Source organism: Pseudomonas sp. xss_2 (assembly GCF_043104195.1).
In the GTDB taxonomy this organism is placed as follows: domain Bacteria; phylum Pseudomonadota; class Gammaproteobacteria; order Pseudomonadales; family Pseudomonadaceae; genus Aquipseudomonas; species Aquipseudomonas urmiensis.
The window spans coordinates 1-12,395 of record NZ_JBICKL010000055.1 but is presented as its reverse complement, the minus strand read 5'-3'; the positions used below and the strand labels follow the sequence as shown (position 1 = coordinate 12,395).

Below are 12,395 nucleotides of genomic sequence, written 5' to 3'. Positions count from 1 at the left end.
GCTTACTCGGGGCGCTTGAGCAGGCGCTCCATACGCGCATCGAGGCGGCGCTTGATCTCGGTTTCGATATGCGGGGTGAAGTCGTTGATCACGTCTTGCATGATCAACTGGGCAGCGGCACGCAGTTCGGCGTCCAGGCGCAGCAGGGTGTCCTGGCGGCGAGTCTGCGGGTCTTCTTCTTCGGCAGCGGGAGGGGCTACCGGCTGCGCTACAGCCGGTGCATTGCCGGCGGGTTCGTCCAGCAGCAGGGGAATCTGTTCGACCGTATCGGTCAGCAGTGGTGGTTGCAGGTCGGCATCACCCAACAGCTCGCGGATCGACTCCAGGTCGTCGAGCAGATGGGCAGAATCGGGCAGGGGAGAGTGCTTGTCCATCGTCGTTAAAGTCGCTGTAGGCGGTGATCTTGCAGAGCATAGCCCCGTTCACGGTAGAAACGGAACCGCTCTCGTGCGGCAAGGCGAATGCTGGGCTCCTCGACGACGATCTCGGCCACCCGGGCGAACTGCTCGACAAACCCCGGAACGTCGCCGCCCAGGTTGATCAGCAAGTCGCGATGGTCACCGGCGTCACTCCCCAAACCCAGGACCACTGCAGCGTCGGCGTGGGCCTCGGCCAGGTCGTGGGGTATGAAGGCCTCGCCCTTGAAGTGCCACAGACGCTGGTTGAGTTGTTCGCGCTGTTCGCCGTCCTGGCAATGCAGGTAGACCCGGTGGCCGAGGCGCCAGGCTTTCTCACACAGCTTGCAGGCGAAATCCAGCCGCGCCGACAGCGAGTCGGTGGGCAGGATATAGAAATCTACTTGGCTCATGGTTCAGTCCGTTGGCGGGTGGCCGCGAGCGGCGCACCCGCCGTGCGGGGTCAGGCGTTGGCGCGGTCGAGCAGGTATTGGGTCAGCAGGGGCACGGGGCGGCCAGTGGCGCCTTTGTCCTTGCCGCCGCTGATCCAGGCGGTGCCGGCGATGTCCAGGTGCGCCCAGTTGTAGGCCTTGGCAAAGCGCGACAGGAAGCATGCCGCGGTGATGGTGCCGGCCTTCGGCCCGCCGATGTTGGCGATGTCGGCGAACGGGCTGTCCAGCTGCTCCTGGTACTCGTCGAACAGCGGCAGCTGCCAGGCGCGGTCGTCGGCCCGCTTGCCAGCGCTGAGCAGTTGCTCGAGCAGATCGTCGTTGTTGCCCAGCAGGCCGGTGGTGTGGCTGCCCAGGGCGACGATGCAGGCGCCGGTCAGGGTGGCGATGTCGATCACCGCCTGCGGCTTGAAGCGTTCGGCGTAGGTCAGGGCATCGCACAGCACCAGACGGCCTTCGGCGTCAGTGTTGAGGATTTCCACGGTTTGCCCGCTCATGGTAGTGACGATGTCGCCAGGACGGGTGGCGTTGCCACTTGGCATGTTCTCGGCGCAGGCCAGGATGCACACCAGGTTGATCGGCAGCTTGAGCTCGAGCACCGCACGCAGGGTGCCGAACACGCTGGCCGCGCCGCACATGTCGTACTTCATTTCATCCATGCCGGCGCCTGGCTTTAGGCTGATGCCGCCGGTGTCGAAGGTGATGCCTTTACCCACCAGTACGAACGGTTTTTCGCTCTTCTTGCCGCCCTGGTATTGCATGACGATCAAGCGTGGTGGCTGTTCGCTGCCTTGGCCAACGGCGTAGAACGCGCCCATGCCCAGGTCTTTGATCTTCTTCTCGTCGAACACTTCGACCTTCAGGCCTTTGTTGGCCTTGCCCAGTTCCTTGGCTTGTTCGGCCAGGTAGCTTGGGTGGCAGATGTTCGGCGGCAGGTTGCCCAGGTCGCGGGTCAAGGACATGCCGCTGGCGATCGCGCTGGCGTGCTTGACGGCACGCTCGACCTCGGCCAGGCCGGCCTTGTCGGCCAGCAGGGTGATTTTCTTGAGCACGCGCGGCTCGGCCTTCTGGCTCTTGAAGCGGTCGAACAGGTAGTCACCGTCAAGCAGGGTTTCGGCCAGCAGGCGGTATTTGCCGTAATGCGCGTCGCGGCCAGTGACGGCGATATCGTCCAGGGCCAGTACCGCGTCGCTGCCACCCAGGCTCTTCAGCACGCCGGCCACGCTCACGGCCAGTTTGCGCCAGCTGCGATCGCCCAGGGCGTCCTTGCCGCTGCCAACCAGCAGCACGCGCTCGGCCTTCAGGCCCGGCAGGCTGTGCAGCAGCAGGGTCTGGCCAGGCTTGCCAGCCAGGTCGCCACGCTTGAGCACGGCGGAGATGGCGCCATTGGATGCTTCATCGACGGCCTTGGCGATGTTGCCGAGTTTGCGCCCCTCGCCGACGGCCACTACCAGCGTGGCGGTTTTCAACGATGCAGCAGCTACGCTTTTTACAACCAGTTCCATGTCAGGACCCCGTAGATCTGTGAGTTGGCGCAATGGGTGCGCGCTCGAAGCGGGCTTGGCCGCGTGGTCGCGTGCCAGCGGAAAAGCTGCCAGTTTGAGCCTGGGGCAAGGCCGCTGACAACCCCGATATGTACTGTCATGCGCGGCCAAGTGACAGGCGAGGTCAATCACAGGATAATGCGCGCACTTTACATGGAGGTTCGCCGTTGGCGAACCGGCATAGGTCTTGGCTGTCCGAAGCCATTAATTGGCTGTTCGCCCCTGACAACCCAGGAGTGTCTGGTTTGATCGTCTTTCGTTATCTGTCCCGCGAGGTCCTGCTGACCTTGAGCGCCGTCAGCGCTGTGCTGCTGGTGATCATCATGAGCGGGCGTTTCATCAAATACCTGGCACAGGCCGCCCAGGGCGTGCTCGACCCGAGCGTGCTGTTCCTGATCATGGGCTTCCGGCTGCCGGGTTTCTTGCAGCTGATCCTGCCGTTGGGCTTGTTCCTGGGCATTCTGCTGGCTTATGGCCGGTTGTACCTGGAGAGCGAGATGACCGTGCTCTCGGCGACCGGCATGAGCCAGCAACGCCTGCTGGCGATGACCATGGCCCCAGCGGCCCTGGTCGCCCTGCTGGTCGCTTGGCTGAGCTTGAGCCTGGCGCCACAAGGTGTGTCGCAGGTGCAGCAGATTATCAATCAGCAAGATGCCCTGACCGAGTTCGACACCCTGGTACCTGGGCGTTTCCAGACCCTGCGCGATGGCTCACGGGTGACCTACACCGAGCAGCTGTCCGATGACCGGGTCAATCTGGCGGGCGTGTTCATTTCCGAGAAGCGCTTTAACGCCGACAAGACCAAGGACCGCGCGCCTTCGGTACTGGTTGCCGAAAAAGGCCACCAGGAAGTGCAGGCCGACGGCAACCGTTACCTGATCCTGGAAAACGGCTACCGCTACGACGGCAACCCTGGCCAGGCCGACTACCGGGCGATCAAGTACGACACCTACGGCGTGCTGCTGCCCAAGCCTGAAGTCAGTGAAGAAGTCACCGAGCGTGAAGCGATCCCCACGTCCGAGCTGATCGGCCATAAAGGCCTGCGTGAGCGTGCCGAGCTGCAATGGCGGCTGTCGCTGCCGCTGCTGGTGTTTGTCGTGACCTTGCTGGCAGTCCCGCTGTCGCGGGTCAATCCTCGCCAGGGCCGCTTCCTCAAGCTGCTGCCGGCGATCCTCCTCTACATGGCTTACCTGACAATGCTGATTTCCGTACGCGGCGCCCTGGAGAAGGGCAAGCTCCCGATCGCCCTGGGCATGTGGTGGGTGCACGGGCTGTTCCTGCTGATCGGCCTGGGCCTGATGTACTGGGAGCCAATGCGCCTCAAACGTGCTGCGCGGCGTGCGGGGGTGGCTCATGGTTAAGCTGGATCGCTATATCGGCATGAGCGTGCTGCTGGCCATCCTGGCTGTGCTCGGCATCATTCTTGGCTTGGCCTCGCTGTTCGCCTTCATCGATGAGATGGGCGACCTGAGCGATACCTACACCGTGCTCGACGCCGGTTACTTCGTCTTGATGACCGCGCCTCGCCGGCTCTACGAGATGCTGCCGATGGCGGCCTTGATTGGCTGCCTGATCGGCCTGGGTAGCCTGGCCAGCAGCAGCGAACTGACCATCATGCGCGCTGCCGGCGTGTCGATCGGGCGGATCGTCTGGGCGGTCATGAAACCGATGCTGGTGCTGATGCTGGTCGGTCTGCTGATCGGCGAGTACGTCGCCCCGGTTACCGAAAACAAGGGTCAGGCCGAGCGCTCGCTGGCACAGGGCGGTGGCGAGGCGCAGAGCTCCAAGCGCGGCATGTGGCACCGCCAGGGCGAAGAGTTCGTGCACATCAACTCGGTGCAGCCTAACGGCCTGCTGTTGGGGGTGACCCGCTATCGCTTCGACGATGAGCGCAAGATCGTCACCTCCAGCTTTGCCCGCCGGGCCAAGTACAACGAAGACCACTGGGTGCTCAACGATGTCACCACCACCCACTTCCGTGGCGACCACACCGAAGTGGTCAAGGCCCCGGAAGAGCGCTGGGATGTATCGGTAACCCCGCAGTTGCTCAATACCGTAGTGCTGGCGCCCGAGTCGCTGTCGATTACCGGGCTGTGGGACTACATCCATTACCTGTCTGACCAAGGCCTGAACAATGCCCGCTACTGGCTGGCGTTCTGGACCAAGGTGCTGCAGCCGGCGGTGACTGCGGCGCTGGTGCTGATGGCGATTTCGTTCATCTTCGGCCCACTGCGTTCGGTGACCCTGGGGCAACGTGTGTTCACCGGTGTATTGGTGGGCTTTGTGTTCCGGATTGCCCAAGACCTGCTTGGCCCATCCAGCCAGGTGTTTGGCTTCCCGCCGCTGTTGGCGGTGGTGATACCGGCGGGCGTTTGTGCGCTGGCTGGGGTGTGGTTGTTGCGTCGAGCGGGCTGATGGCCTGGGCGATGTGAAAAAGCCGACCTTAGGGTCGGCTTTTTCATGGGCAATTTTCTGTAGGAGCTGGCTTGCCTGCGATGGGCTGCAAGGCAGCCCCAAAAATTGCAGGCCTCGCGCAGACTTGGTGTCTTATCCAGATTTATTGGGGCCGCTTCGCAGCCCATCGCAGGCAAGCCAGCTCCTACAGGGGCTGATCCACTGGGCAGGTTATTTCTTCTGTTTCGGAACCCGCACCAGTTGGGTCTCGGAGTAGATGTCATGCCAGCTGCGCTTGCGCTTGTCGATCAACGACCAGACAAACCCCATCCCCAAGCACAGCCAGGACGCGATCGACACCACAAAACGCAGCAGCGCCTGCCACAGGCTGATCGCGCTGCCATCGGCGTTCTGCACGCGCACGCCCCACACTTGCATGCCCAGGGTCTGGCCGCCATGGGTCCAGAACTTGGCAAAAAAGCCAAACAGCGCAAACACCAGGATCGTCGACAGCAGCGGATCACCATCCAACGCACCGGCATCGGTCAGCTCGCGCATGCGCGCCTCACCGATGATCGCCATCTGGATCATCTTGTAGACCCCGGCAGTGACGATCAGTAGGGCGGTGCACAGCAGGAAGTCATAGAACATCGCCGCCAGGCGACGGCCCAGGCCAACAGGCGGGAAATCACCCTGGGGAGAGAGGGAATGCTTGGGCATGCAGGGCAACTCCAGATGGCAAAGGCCCATTCTATGGAATTGCAGGCATAAAAAAGCCCCTGCGGATCAATGCAGGGGCTTTTTTAACGCAGATCAGCCTTCGGCTTGAACTTCGTCAGCCTGCATGCCTTTCTGGCCCTGGACGGCAACGAAAGTCACCTTCTGGCCTTCTTTGAGGCTCTTGAAACCGTTGCCTTGAATGGCACGGAAGTGAACGAACAGGTCAGCACCGCTCTCTGGGGTGATGAAACCGTAACCTTTTTCGTCATTGAACCACTTGACGGTACCGTTCTGACGCTCAGCCATTGTCTTATTTCCTATGAATCTTTAGAGAGTAATAACAGTTTCTTTCGTATCGAATAGACGAAAGCGTACTGGGCTGGGTTGCAGGAAAGTAAGAGACGTCGAACGGGTTGTAGCAGATTGCAGCTACTGGCCCAGGTCACGAACTGTTGCGACCCATGCAAACACAGTGAGCTGAATGTACGCCAACTCCCAAGACAAAAACAAGCCCTGCCGATTCGCCGATTTCGGCCTTTTTCCGATAACCGCCCCGTTTGTCTGCAGGCGGCATGGCGCCTGGGCTGGCGCCATGTTCAAAAGTTATAGGGAAGGTTCGAAAACGAATATTGCCCGCCTGCTCGAAACGGCTTTCAACCGCGATAGTAACGTTGCGCGACAAAAGGCATTTTGCTGACTTTCAAGGCAACTCGTTTGCCCCTGACCAGGGCATACAGCGAGGTATCGAGTGCGGCATGTTCGCTATCGACATAACCCATTGCCAGTGGTGCACCGAGTGTCGGGCCGAAGCCGCCGCTGCACACTGCGCCGACAATGTTGCCGGCCTCGTCGACAATCTCGGCGGCCTCACGCACCGGAGTACGTTCTTGCGGCAACAGGCCGACTCGCTTGCGTGCCACGCCTTGCTGCTGCTGGGCAAAGATCGCAGCGGCGCCGGGGAAGCCACCTGCGCGCGCACCATCGGCCCGACGCACTTTGGAAATGGCCCAGAGCAAGCTGGCCTCGATCGGTGTGGTGGCGCGGTTCATATCGTGGCCATACAAGCACAGGCCGGCCTCCAGGCGCAGCGAGTCGCGCGCGCCCAGGCCGATGGCCTGGACTTCAGGCTCAGCCAGCAGGCGACGGGCCAGGGCGTCGGCAGCGGCTGCTGGCACGGAAATCTCGTAGCCGTCTTCGCCGGTGTAGCCCGAGCGGCTGACGTAGCAGTCCTGGCCGAGCAATGTGAGGGGACGGAACTGCATGAAGGTCATCCCAGCTACTTCGGGTGCCAGGCGCTCCAGCACCGTGACCGCCGCTGGGCCTTGCAGGGCGAGCAGGGCGCGCTCTTCGAACAGCGGCTGGACCTCGCAGCGGTTGCCGAGGTGCTGTTGCAGGTGGGCCAGGTCCTGCTCTTTACAGGCGGCGTTGACCACCAGGAACAACTCATCGTTACCCAGGTTGGCGACCATCAGGTCATCGAGGATGCCGCCGCTTTCATTGGTGAACATGGCGTAGCGCTGCATTCCCACCGGCAGGTCGACGATATCCACCGGCACCAGGGTTTCCAGGGCACGGGCGGCGTCGGCGCCGAGCAGGCGGATCTGACCCATGTGCGAAACATCGAACAGGCCGGCCTGTTCGCGGGTGTGCAGGTGCTCCTTCATCACCCCCAGCGGGTACTGCACGGGCATGTCAAAGCCGGCGAACGGCACCATGCGTGCGCCCAGTTCCACGTGCAGGGCGTGCAGTGGGGTCTTGTGCAGTGTTTCGGACATCAGCAACTCCTTGATTTGTTGTTGGCTCAACATTCGATGATGTTGACGGCAAGACCGCCGCGGGCGGTCTCCTTGTATTTGCTTTTCATGTCGGCGCCGGTCTGGCGCATAGTGCGGATCACCTTGTCGAGCGAGACGAAGTGCTGGCCGTCACCGCGCAAGGCCATGCGCACGGCGTTGATCGCCTTCACCGAGCCCATGGCGTTGCGCTCGATGCAGGGCACCTGAACCAAGCCGCCGATGGGGTCGCAGGTCAGGCCCAGGTTGTGTTCCATGCCGATTTCGGCAGCGTTCTCGACTTGCTGCGGGGTGCCGCCCATGACTTCGCACAGCGCCCCGGCGGCCATCGAGCACGCCACCCCGACCTCGCCCTGGCAGCCCACTTCGGCGCCGGAGATCGAGGCGTTTTCTTTGTACAGGATGCCGATAGCGGCGGCGGTCAGCAGAAAACGCACTACGCCGTCGTCACTGGCACCCGGCACGAAGCGCATGTAGTAGTGCAGAACCGCCGGGATGATCCCGGCCGCGCCATTGGTCGGCGCGGTGACTACGCGCCCGCCGTTGGCATTTTCTTCGTTGACCGCCAGGGCATAGAGGTTGACCCAGTCGAGCACCGACAAGGCGTCGCGCAGGCTCGCCTCCGGGTGCTGGCTGAGCTGCCGGTACAACGCCGGCGCCCGGCGCTTGACCTTCAGCCCGCCCGGCAAGATACCCTCATGGCGACAGCCGGCCGCGACACAGTCCTGCATCACTTGCCAGATCCGCAGCAGGCCGGCACGGGTCTCGCTTTCCGGGCGCCAGGCGGCTTCGTTGGCCAGCATCACCTGGCTGAACGACAGTTGCTGGGCGCTGCAATGGGCGAGCAGTTCCTTGCCGGTGGTGAAGGGGTAGGTCAGTGGCGTGCGGTCCTCGACGATGCGATCGTGCCCGGCCGCCTCTTCGTCGACCACGAAACCGCCACCGACCGAGTAGTACTCGCGGCTGCGGATTTGCAAACCGGCTGCGTCGAAGGCGCGGAAGATCATGCCGTTGGGGTGGTAATCCAGCGGTTTGCGGATCATCGCCAAGTGCTGTTTTTCGACGAAGCCAATCGGCTGTTCGCCGAGCAGGCGCAACTGGCCGCTTTCGCGGATTGCCTGCAGGCGGGCGGGGATGGATTCGGTGTCGACCGTATCGGGCTGCTCGCCTTCCAGGCCGAGCAACACCGCCTTGTCACTGCCGTGGCCTTTGCCGGTGGCGCCCAGCGAGCCGTACAGCTCGGCTTTGACGCTGACGGTTTGGCTCAACAGGTGATCGCGCCGCAGTCCTTCGGCGAAGCGCGCAGCGGCGCGCATCGGGCCGACGGTGTGAGAACTGGAAGGACCAATGCCGATCTTGAACAGGTCGAAGACGCTCAGTGACATTAGCTTGCTCCTCGGTTCGGTGGGCTTGGCGCAGCAGCAGGACCGCTTTGCGGCCCCTCGCAGGCAACGCCCGCTCCTACAGGGCTATGAGTGTTGCTGGTGTGGGAGCTGGCGGAGCCTGCGATGGGCTGCAGCGCAGCCCCCGCATGTGGCTGGGCTCAGACGTCCTGATAGCTCTCGATCGACGGGCAAGCGCACACCAGGTTGCGATCACCAAACACGTTGTCGACGCGGCCCACCGGTGGCCAGTACTTGGCTTCGATCAGGCTGGCCAGCGGGTACACCGCCTGCTCACGGCTATAACCATGGCTCCACTCGCCGACCAGCTCTGCGGCGGTGTGCGGCGCGTTCTTCAGCGGGTTGTCGTCCTTGTCCAGGCTGCCGGTCTCGACTGCGCGAATCTCTTCACGAATCTTGATCATCGCCTCGCAGAAACGGTCCAGTTCTTCCTTGGACTCACTTTCGGTCGGTTCGATCATCAGCGTGCCGGCGACCGGGAAGGACATGGTCGGAGCGTGGAAGCCGAAGTCGATCAGGCGCTTGGCCACGTCATCGACGCTGATGCCGCTGGTGTCCTTGAGCGGGCGCAGGTCGAGGATGCATTCGTGCGCTACCAGGCCATTGCCGCCGGTGTACAACACAGGATAGTGCTCTTCCAGGCGACGGGCGATGTAGTTGGCATTGAGGATGGCCATCTGCGAAGCCCGGGTAAGACCCGCACCACCCATCATTCGAATGTACATCCAGGTGATCGGCAGAATGCTGGCGCTGCCGAACGGTGCCGCGCAAACGGCGCCGCTAGTGTTTTCCAGCGCGGCGTGGCCTGGCAGGAACGGCGCCAGGTGCGACTTGACGCCGATCGGGCCGACGCCCGGGCCGCCACCCCCGTGGGGGATGCAGAAGGTTTTGTGCAGGTTCAGGTGCGACACGTCGCCACCGAACTTGCCGGGGGCACACAGGCCGACCATGGCGTTCATGTTGGCGCCATCGATGTACACCTGGCCGCCGTTGTCGTGGATGATCGCGCAGATCTCGCCGATCGCTTCCTCGAACACGCCATGGGTCGATGGGTAGGTGATCATGATCGCCGCGAGCTGCTCGCGGTGTTCGAGGGCCTTGGCGCGCAGATCGTCGATGTCGACGTTGCCACGTGCGTCACACGCGGTGACCACCACGCGCATACCGGCCATGTGCGCGGTAGCGGGGTTGGTGCCGTGGGCCGAGGAGGGGATCAGGCAGATATTGCGATGCGCCTCGCCGCGGCTGCGGTGGTAGGCACGGATCGCCAACAGGCCTGCGTATTCGCCCTGGGAGCCGGCGTTGGGTTGCAGCGACACGGCGTCGTAGCCGGTGGCGGCGCAGAGCATGGCTTCCAGCTCAGTGGTCATCTGCAGGTAGCCCTGGCTCTGCGCGGCAGGCGCGAACGGGTGCAGATTGCCGAACTCGGCCCAGGTCACTGGGATCATTTCGCTGGCGGCGTTGAGCTTCATGGTGCACGAGCCCAGCGGGATCATGCTGCGGTCCAGCGCCAGGTCCTTGTCGGCCAGGCGGCGCAGGTAGCGCATCAGCTCGGTTTCGCTGTGATAGCGGTTGAATACCGGGTGTTCGAGAATTGCCGATTGGCGCAGCAGCGCGGCCGGCAGGCGCGAGGCGCTGGCGGCGGCAACGGCGGCGAACTCAGGCACAGGCTGGTCGCCTGCGAACAACTGCCAGAGGGTTTCGACATCGGCCTGGGTGCTGGTTTCGTCGAGCGACAGGCCCAGATGATCGGCGTCGACCTGGCGCAGGTTGATGCGCTGGGCGCGCGCCTTGTCGTGCAGGGCGGCGGTCGCTTGGCCGGTGGCCAGGGTCAGGGTATCGAAATAGGCTTGGGTGACGACCTTGGCGCCCAGTTGCTCAAGACCTGCGGCCAGGATCGCGGTCAGTGCATGGGTGCGCTCGGCGATGCGCTTGAGCCCGGCCGGGCCGTGGTACACGGCGAACATGCTGGCGATGTTGGCCAGCAGGACCTGCGCGGTGCAGATGTTGCTGGTGGCCTTCTCGCGGCGGATATGTTGCTCGCGGGTCTGCATGGCCAGGCGCAGGGCGGTCTTGCCGAAGCGGTCGATCGACACGCCGACCAGACGCCCCGGCATGTCGCGCTTGAACGCGTCGCGGGTGGCGAAGTAAGCCGCGTGCGGGCCACCGAAGCCTAGCGGCACGCCGAAACGCTGGGCGCTGCCGATGGCCACGTCGGCTTCGAACTCACCCGGCGGGGTCAACAGGGTCAGGGCCAGCAGGTCGGCAGCGACTGCGACCAGGGCGTTGGCAGCATGGAAACGCTGCACCAGTTCGCGGTAATCGAACACGTCGCCATTGCTCGCCGGGTATTGCAGCAGCGCGCCGAAGAAGGCACTGACGTCGGTCAGTTCACGCTCATCGCCAACCACCACGTCGATGCCCAGCGGTTCGGCGCGGGTGCGCAGTACGTCGAGGGTTTGCGGGTGGCAATGGGCCGAGGCGAAGAAGGCATGGCTGCCCTTGTTCTTCGACAGGCGTTTGCAGAAGGTCATGGCCTCGGCGGCCGCGGTGGCTTCGTCGAGCAGGGAGGCGTTGGCGATCGGCAGGCCGGTCAGGTCGCTGATCAGGGTCTGGAAGTTGAGCAGCGCTTCCAGGCGGCCTTGAGAGATTTCTGGCTGGTACGGGGTGTAGGCGGTGTACCAGGCCGGGTTTTCCAGCAGGTTGCGCAGGATCGGTGCCGGGGTATGGGTGTTGTAGTAACCCTGGCCGATCAGGCTCTTGAACAGTTGGTTCTTGCCGGCGATGGCTTTAAGCGCGGCGAGCGCATCAGCTTCGCTCTGGCCGTCGCTGCTGCCCAGGACGCTGGTGCCCTTGATGCTGTCGGGGATGACGGCGGCGCTCATCGCCTCGAGCGAGTCGAAGCCCAGGGTGGCGAGCATGGCGTGCTCGTCAGCGCTGCGTGGGCCGATATGGCGGGCGATGAATTCGTTGGCGGTGCCGAGGTTGATGGTCATGGCAGTTCCTCAGGCGTCGGCGTTGGCTTTGATCAGGCGGTCGTAGGCGTCCTGGTCGAGCAGGGCAGCCACGGCGTTGGCATCGGCGGGGATGAAGCGGAAGAACCAGCCTTCGCCCAGCGGATCTTCGTTGACCAGTTCGGGATTATCGGCAAGCTGCTGGTTGACCGCGACTACTTCACCGGTCAGTGGCATGTACACGCCGCTGGCGGCTTTGACCGATTCGACGGTAGAGGCTTCTGCACCTTGCTCGTAGCGTTGCAGCTCCGGCAGTTGCACATAGACCACGTCACCCAGGGCGTTCTGGGCGAAGGCGGTGATGCCTACGGTGACGCTGCCATCGGCTTCAGTACGCAGCCATTCGTGATCTTCGGTGAAACGCAACTCGCTCATGGGAATTCCTCAGGGAAGCTGGGGCGTGGGCGCGGTGGGCCGCGCTCTTGGGTGGGACTTCCCTAAGCAATATTGTGGCCAGTTAGATAAATCACTTATAAATCAATGACTTGATAAAGAACGTAAATATTCGGCTGTGAAGAATGGAATGAAATCGCTACAGAGATGGAGGCCTCAAAAGGTTCGAAGGATCAAACCCTTGGCCGTTATGGGTGAATTCGCCATGTATTGAATTCGATACGATGTATTTAAATCGATACAGAAAGCTTTTCAGGGCCTCATCGCGGGGCAAGCCCGCTCCCACGCAG

At 63.0% G+C, this 12,395-nt stretch carries 11 protein-coding genes; 2 read left to right on the top strand and 9 right to left on the bottom strand.

The window, feature by feature from the left end; all coding sequences use genetic code 11:
* Positions 1-2: 2 nt before the first annotated feature.
* From ACF8K2_RS13060 to ACF8K2_RS13050, 3 genes are read right to left on the bottom strand one after another with little or no spacing between them, the layout of a single operon-like run.
* Entirely contained in the window at positions 3-374 is a 372-nt protein-coding gene (locus ACF8K2_RS13060) for a DNA polymerase III subunit chi (protein WP_368973574.1), read from the bottom strand.
* Positions 375-379: 5 nt separating this feature from the next.
* Entirely contained in the window at positions 380-808 is a 429-nt protein-coding gene (locus tag ACF8K2_RS13055) for a DNA polymerase III subunit chi (protein ID WP_264234876.1), read from the bottom strand.
* Positions 809-858: 50 nt separating this feature from the next.
* On the bottom strand, positions 859-2,349 hold the full coding sequence (locus tag ACF8K2_RS13050) for a leucyl aminopeptidase (RefSeq protein WP_392465178.1): 1,491 nt from the start codon (positions 2,347-2,349) through the stop codon (positions 859-861).
* 284 nt (positions 2,350-2,633) lie between these two features.
* Between ACF8K2_RS13050 and lptF the strand changes: the two genes are divergently transcribed.
* Both lptF and lptG read left to right on the top strand, forming a co-directional pair.
* Positions 2,634-3,749 (top strand): LPS export ABC transporter permease LptF, encoded by a 1,116-nt coding sequence (gene lptF / locus ACF8K2_RS13045; protein ID WP_264234878.1) that lies wholly within the window; start codon positions 2,634-2,636, stop codon positions 3,747-3,749.
* The gene (lptG, locus tag ACF8K2_RS13040) at positions 3,742-4,803 is read left to right on the top strand and encodes an LPS export ABC transporter permease LptG (RefSeq protein WP_368973560.1); all 1,062 of its coding nucleotides are present in this window, start codon (positions 3,742-3,744) and stop codon (positions 4,801-4,803) included. The genes lptF and lptG overlap by 8 nt, the downstream gene beginning before the upstream one ends.
* Positions 4,804-5,013: 210 nt before the next feature.
* Here lptG and ACF8K2_RS13035 read toward each other — a convergent pair whose 3' ends face one another.
* The 6 genes from ACF8K2_RS13035 to gcvH form a co-directional block, all read right to left on the bottom strand.
* Positions 5,014-5,502, bottom strand: a complete 489-nt coding sequence (locus ACF8K2_RS13035) for an RDD family protein (protein WP_186556448.1) — start codon at positions 5,500-5,502, stop codon at positions 5,014-5,016.
* A gap of 93 nt (positions 5,503-5,595) precedes the next feature.
* Positions 5,596-5,808 carry a cold-shock protein gene (locus tag ACF8K2_RS13030; RefSeq protein WP_186556447.1) on the bottom strand — a complete coding sequence of 71 codons (213 nt, stop codon included), beginning with the start codon at positions 5,806-5,808 and terminating at the stop codon, positions 5,596-5,598.
* 347 nt (positions 5,809-6,155) lie between these two features.
* Entirely contained in the window at positions 6,156-7,280 is a 1,125-nt protein-coding gene (gcvT, locus tag ACF8K2_RS13025; protein ID WP_392465211.1) for a glycine cleavage system aminomethyltransferase GcvT, read from the bottom strand.
* A 23-nt stretch (positions 7,281-7,303) separates the two neighbouring features.
* Positions 7,304-8,680, bottom strand: a complete 1,377-nt coding sequence (locus ACF8K2_RS13020) for an L-serine ammonia-lyase (protein ID WP_392465175.1) — start codon at positions 8,678-8,680, stop codon at positions 7,304-7,306.
* 158 nt (positions 8,681-8,838) lie between these two features.
* Positions 8,839-11,694: an aminomethyl-transferring glycine dehydrogenase gene (gene gcvP, locus ACF8K2_RS13015; protein WP_392465173.1), complete on the bottom strand. Its 2,856-nt coding sequence runs from the start codon at positions 11,692-11,694 to the stop codon at positions 8,839-8,841.
* Between the two features lie 9 nt (positions 11,695-11,703).
* Positions 11,704-12,087: a glycine cleavage system protein GcvH gene (gcvH, locus tag ACF8K2_RS13010; RefSeq protein ID WP_312156567.1), complete on the bottom strand. Its 384-nt coding sequence runs from the start codon at positions 12,085-12,087 to the stop codon at positions 11,704-11,706.
* Positions 12,088-12,395 lie beyond the last annotated feature (308 nt).

Bases quoted from the DNA above. Each gene is read 5' to 3' on its own strand.
- ACF8K2_RS13060 (WP_368973574.1), bottom strand. From the start codon at position 374: ATGGACAAGCACTCTCCCCTGCCCGATTCTGCCCATCTGCTCGACGAC.
- ACF8K2_RS13055 (WP_264234876.1), bottom strand. From the start codon at position 808: ATGAGCCAAGTAGATTTCTATATCCTGCCCACCGACTCGCTGTCGGCG.
- ACF8K2_RS13050 (WP_392465178.1), bottom strand. From the start codon at position 2,349: ATGGAACTGGTTGTAAAAAGCGTAGCTGCTGCATCGTTGAAAACCGCC.
- lptG (WP_368973560.1), top strand. From the start codon at position 3,742: ATGGTTAAGCTGGATCGCTATATCGGCATGAGCGTGCTGCTGGCCATC.
- ACF8K2_RS13035 (WP_186556448.1), bottom strand. From the start codon at position 5,502: ATGCCCAAGCATTCCCTCTCTCCCCAGGGTGATTTCCCGCCTGTTGGC.
- ACF8K2_RS13030 (WP_186556447.1), bottom strand. From the start codon at position 5,808: ATGGCTGAGCGTCAGAACGGTACCGTCAAGTGGTTCAATGACGAAAAA.
- ACF8K2_RS13020 (WP_392465175.1), bottom strand. From the start codon at position 8,680: ATGTCACTGAGCGTCTTCGACCTGTTCAAGATCGGCATTGGTCCTTCC.
- gcvP (WP_392465173.1), bottom strand. From the start codon at position 11,694: ATGACCATCAACCTCGGCACCGCCAACGAATTCATCGCCCGCCATATC.
- gcvH (WP_312156567.1), bottom strand. From the start codon at position 12,087: ATGAGCGAGTTGCGTTTCACCGAAGATCACGAATGGCTGCGTACTGAA.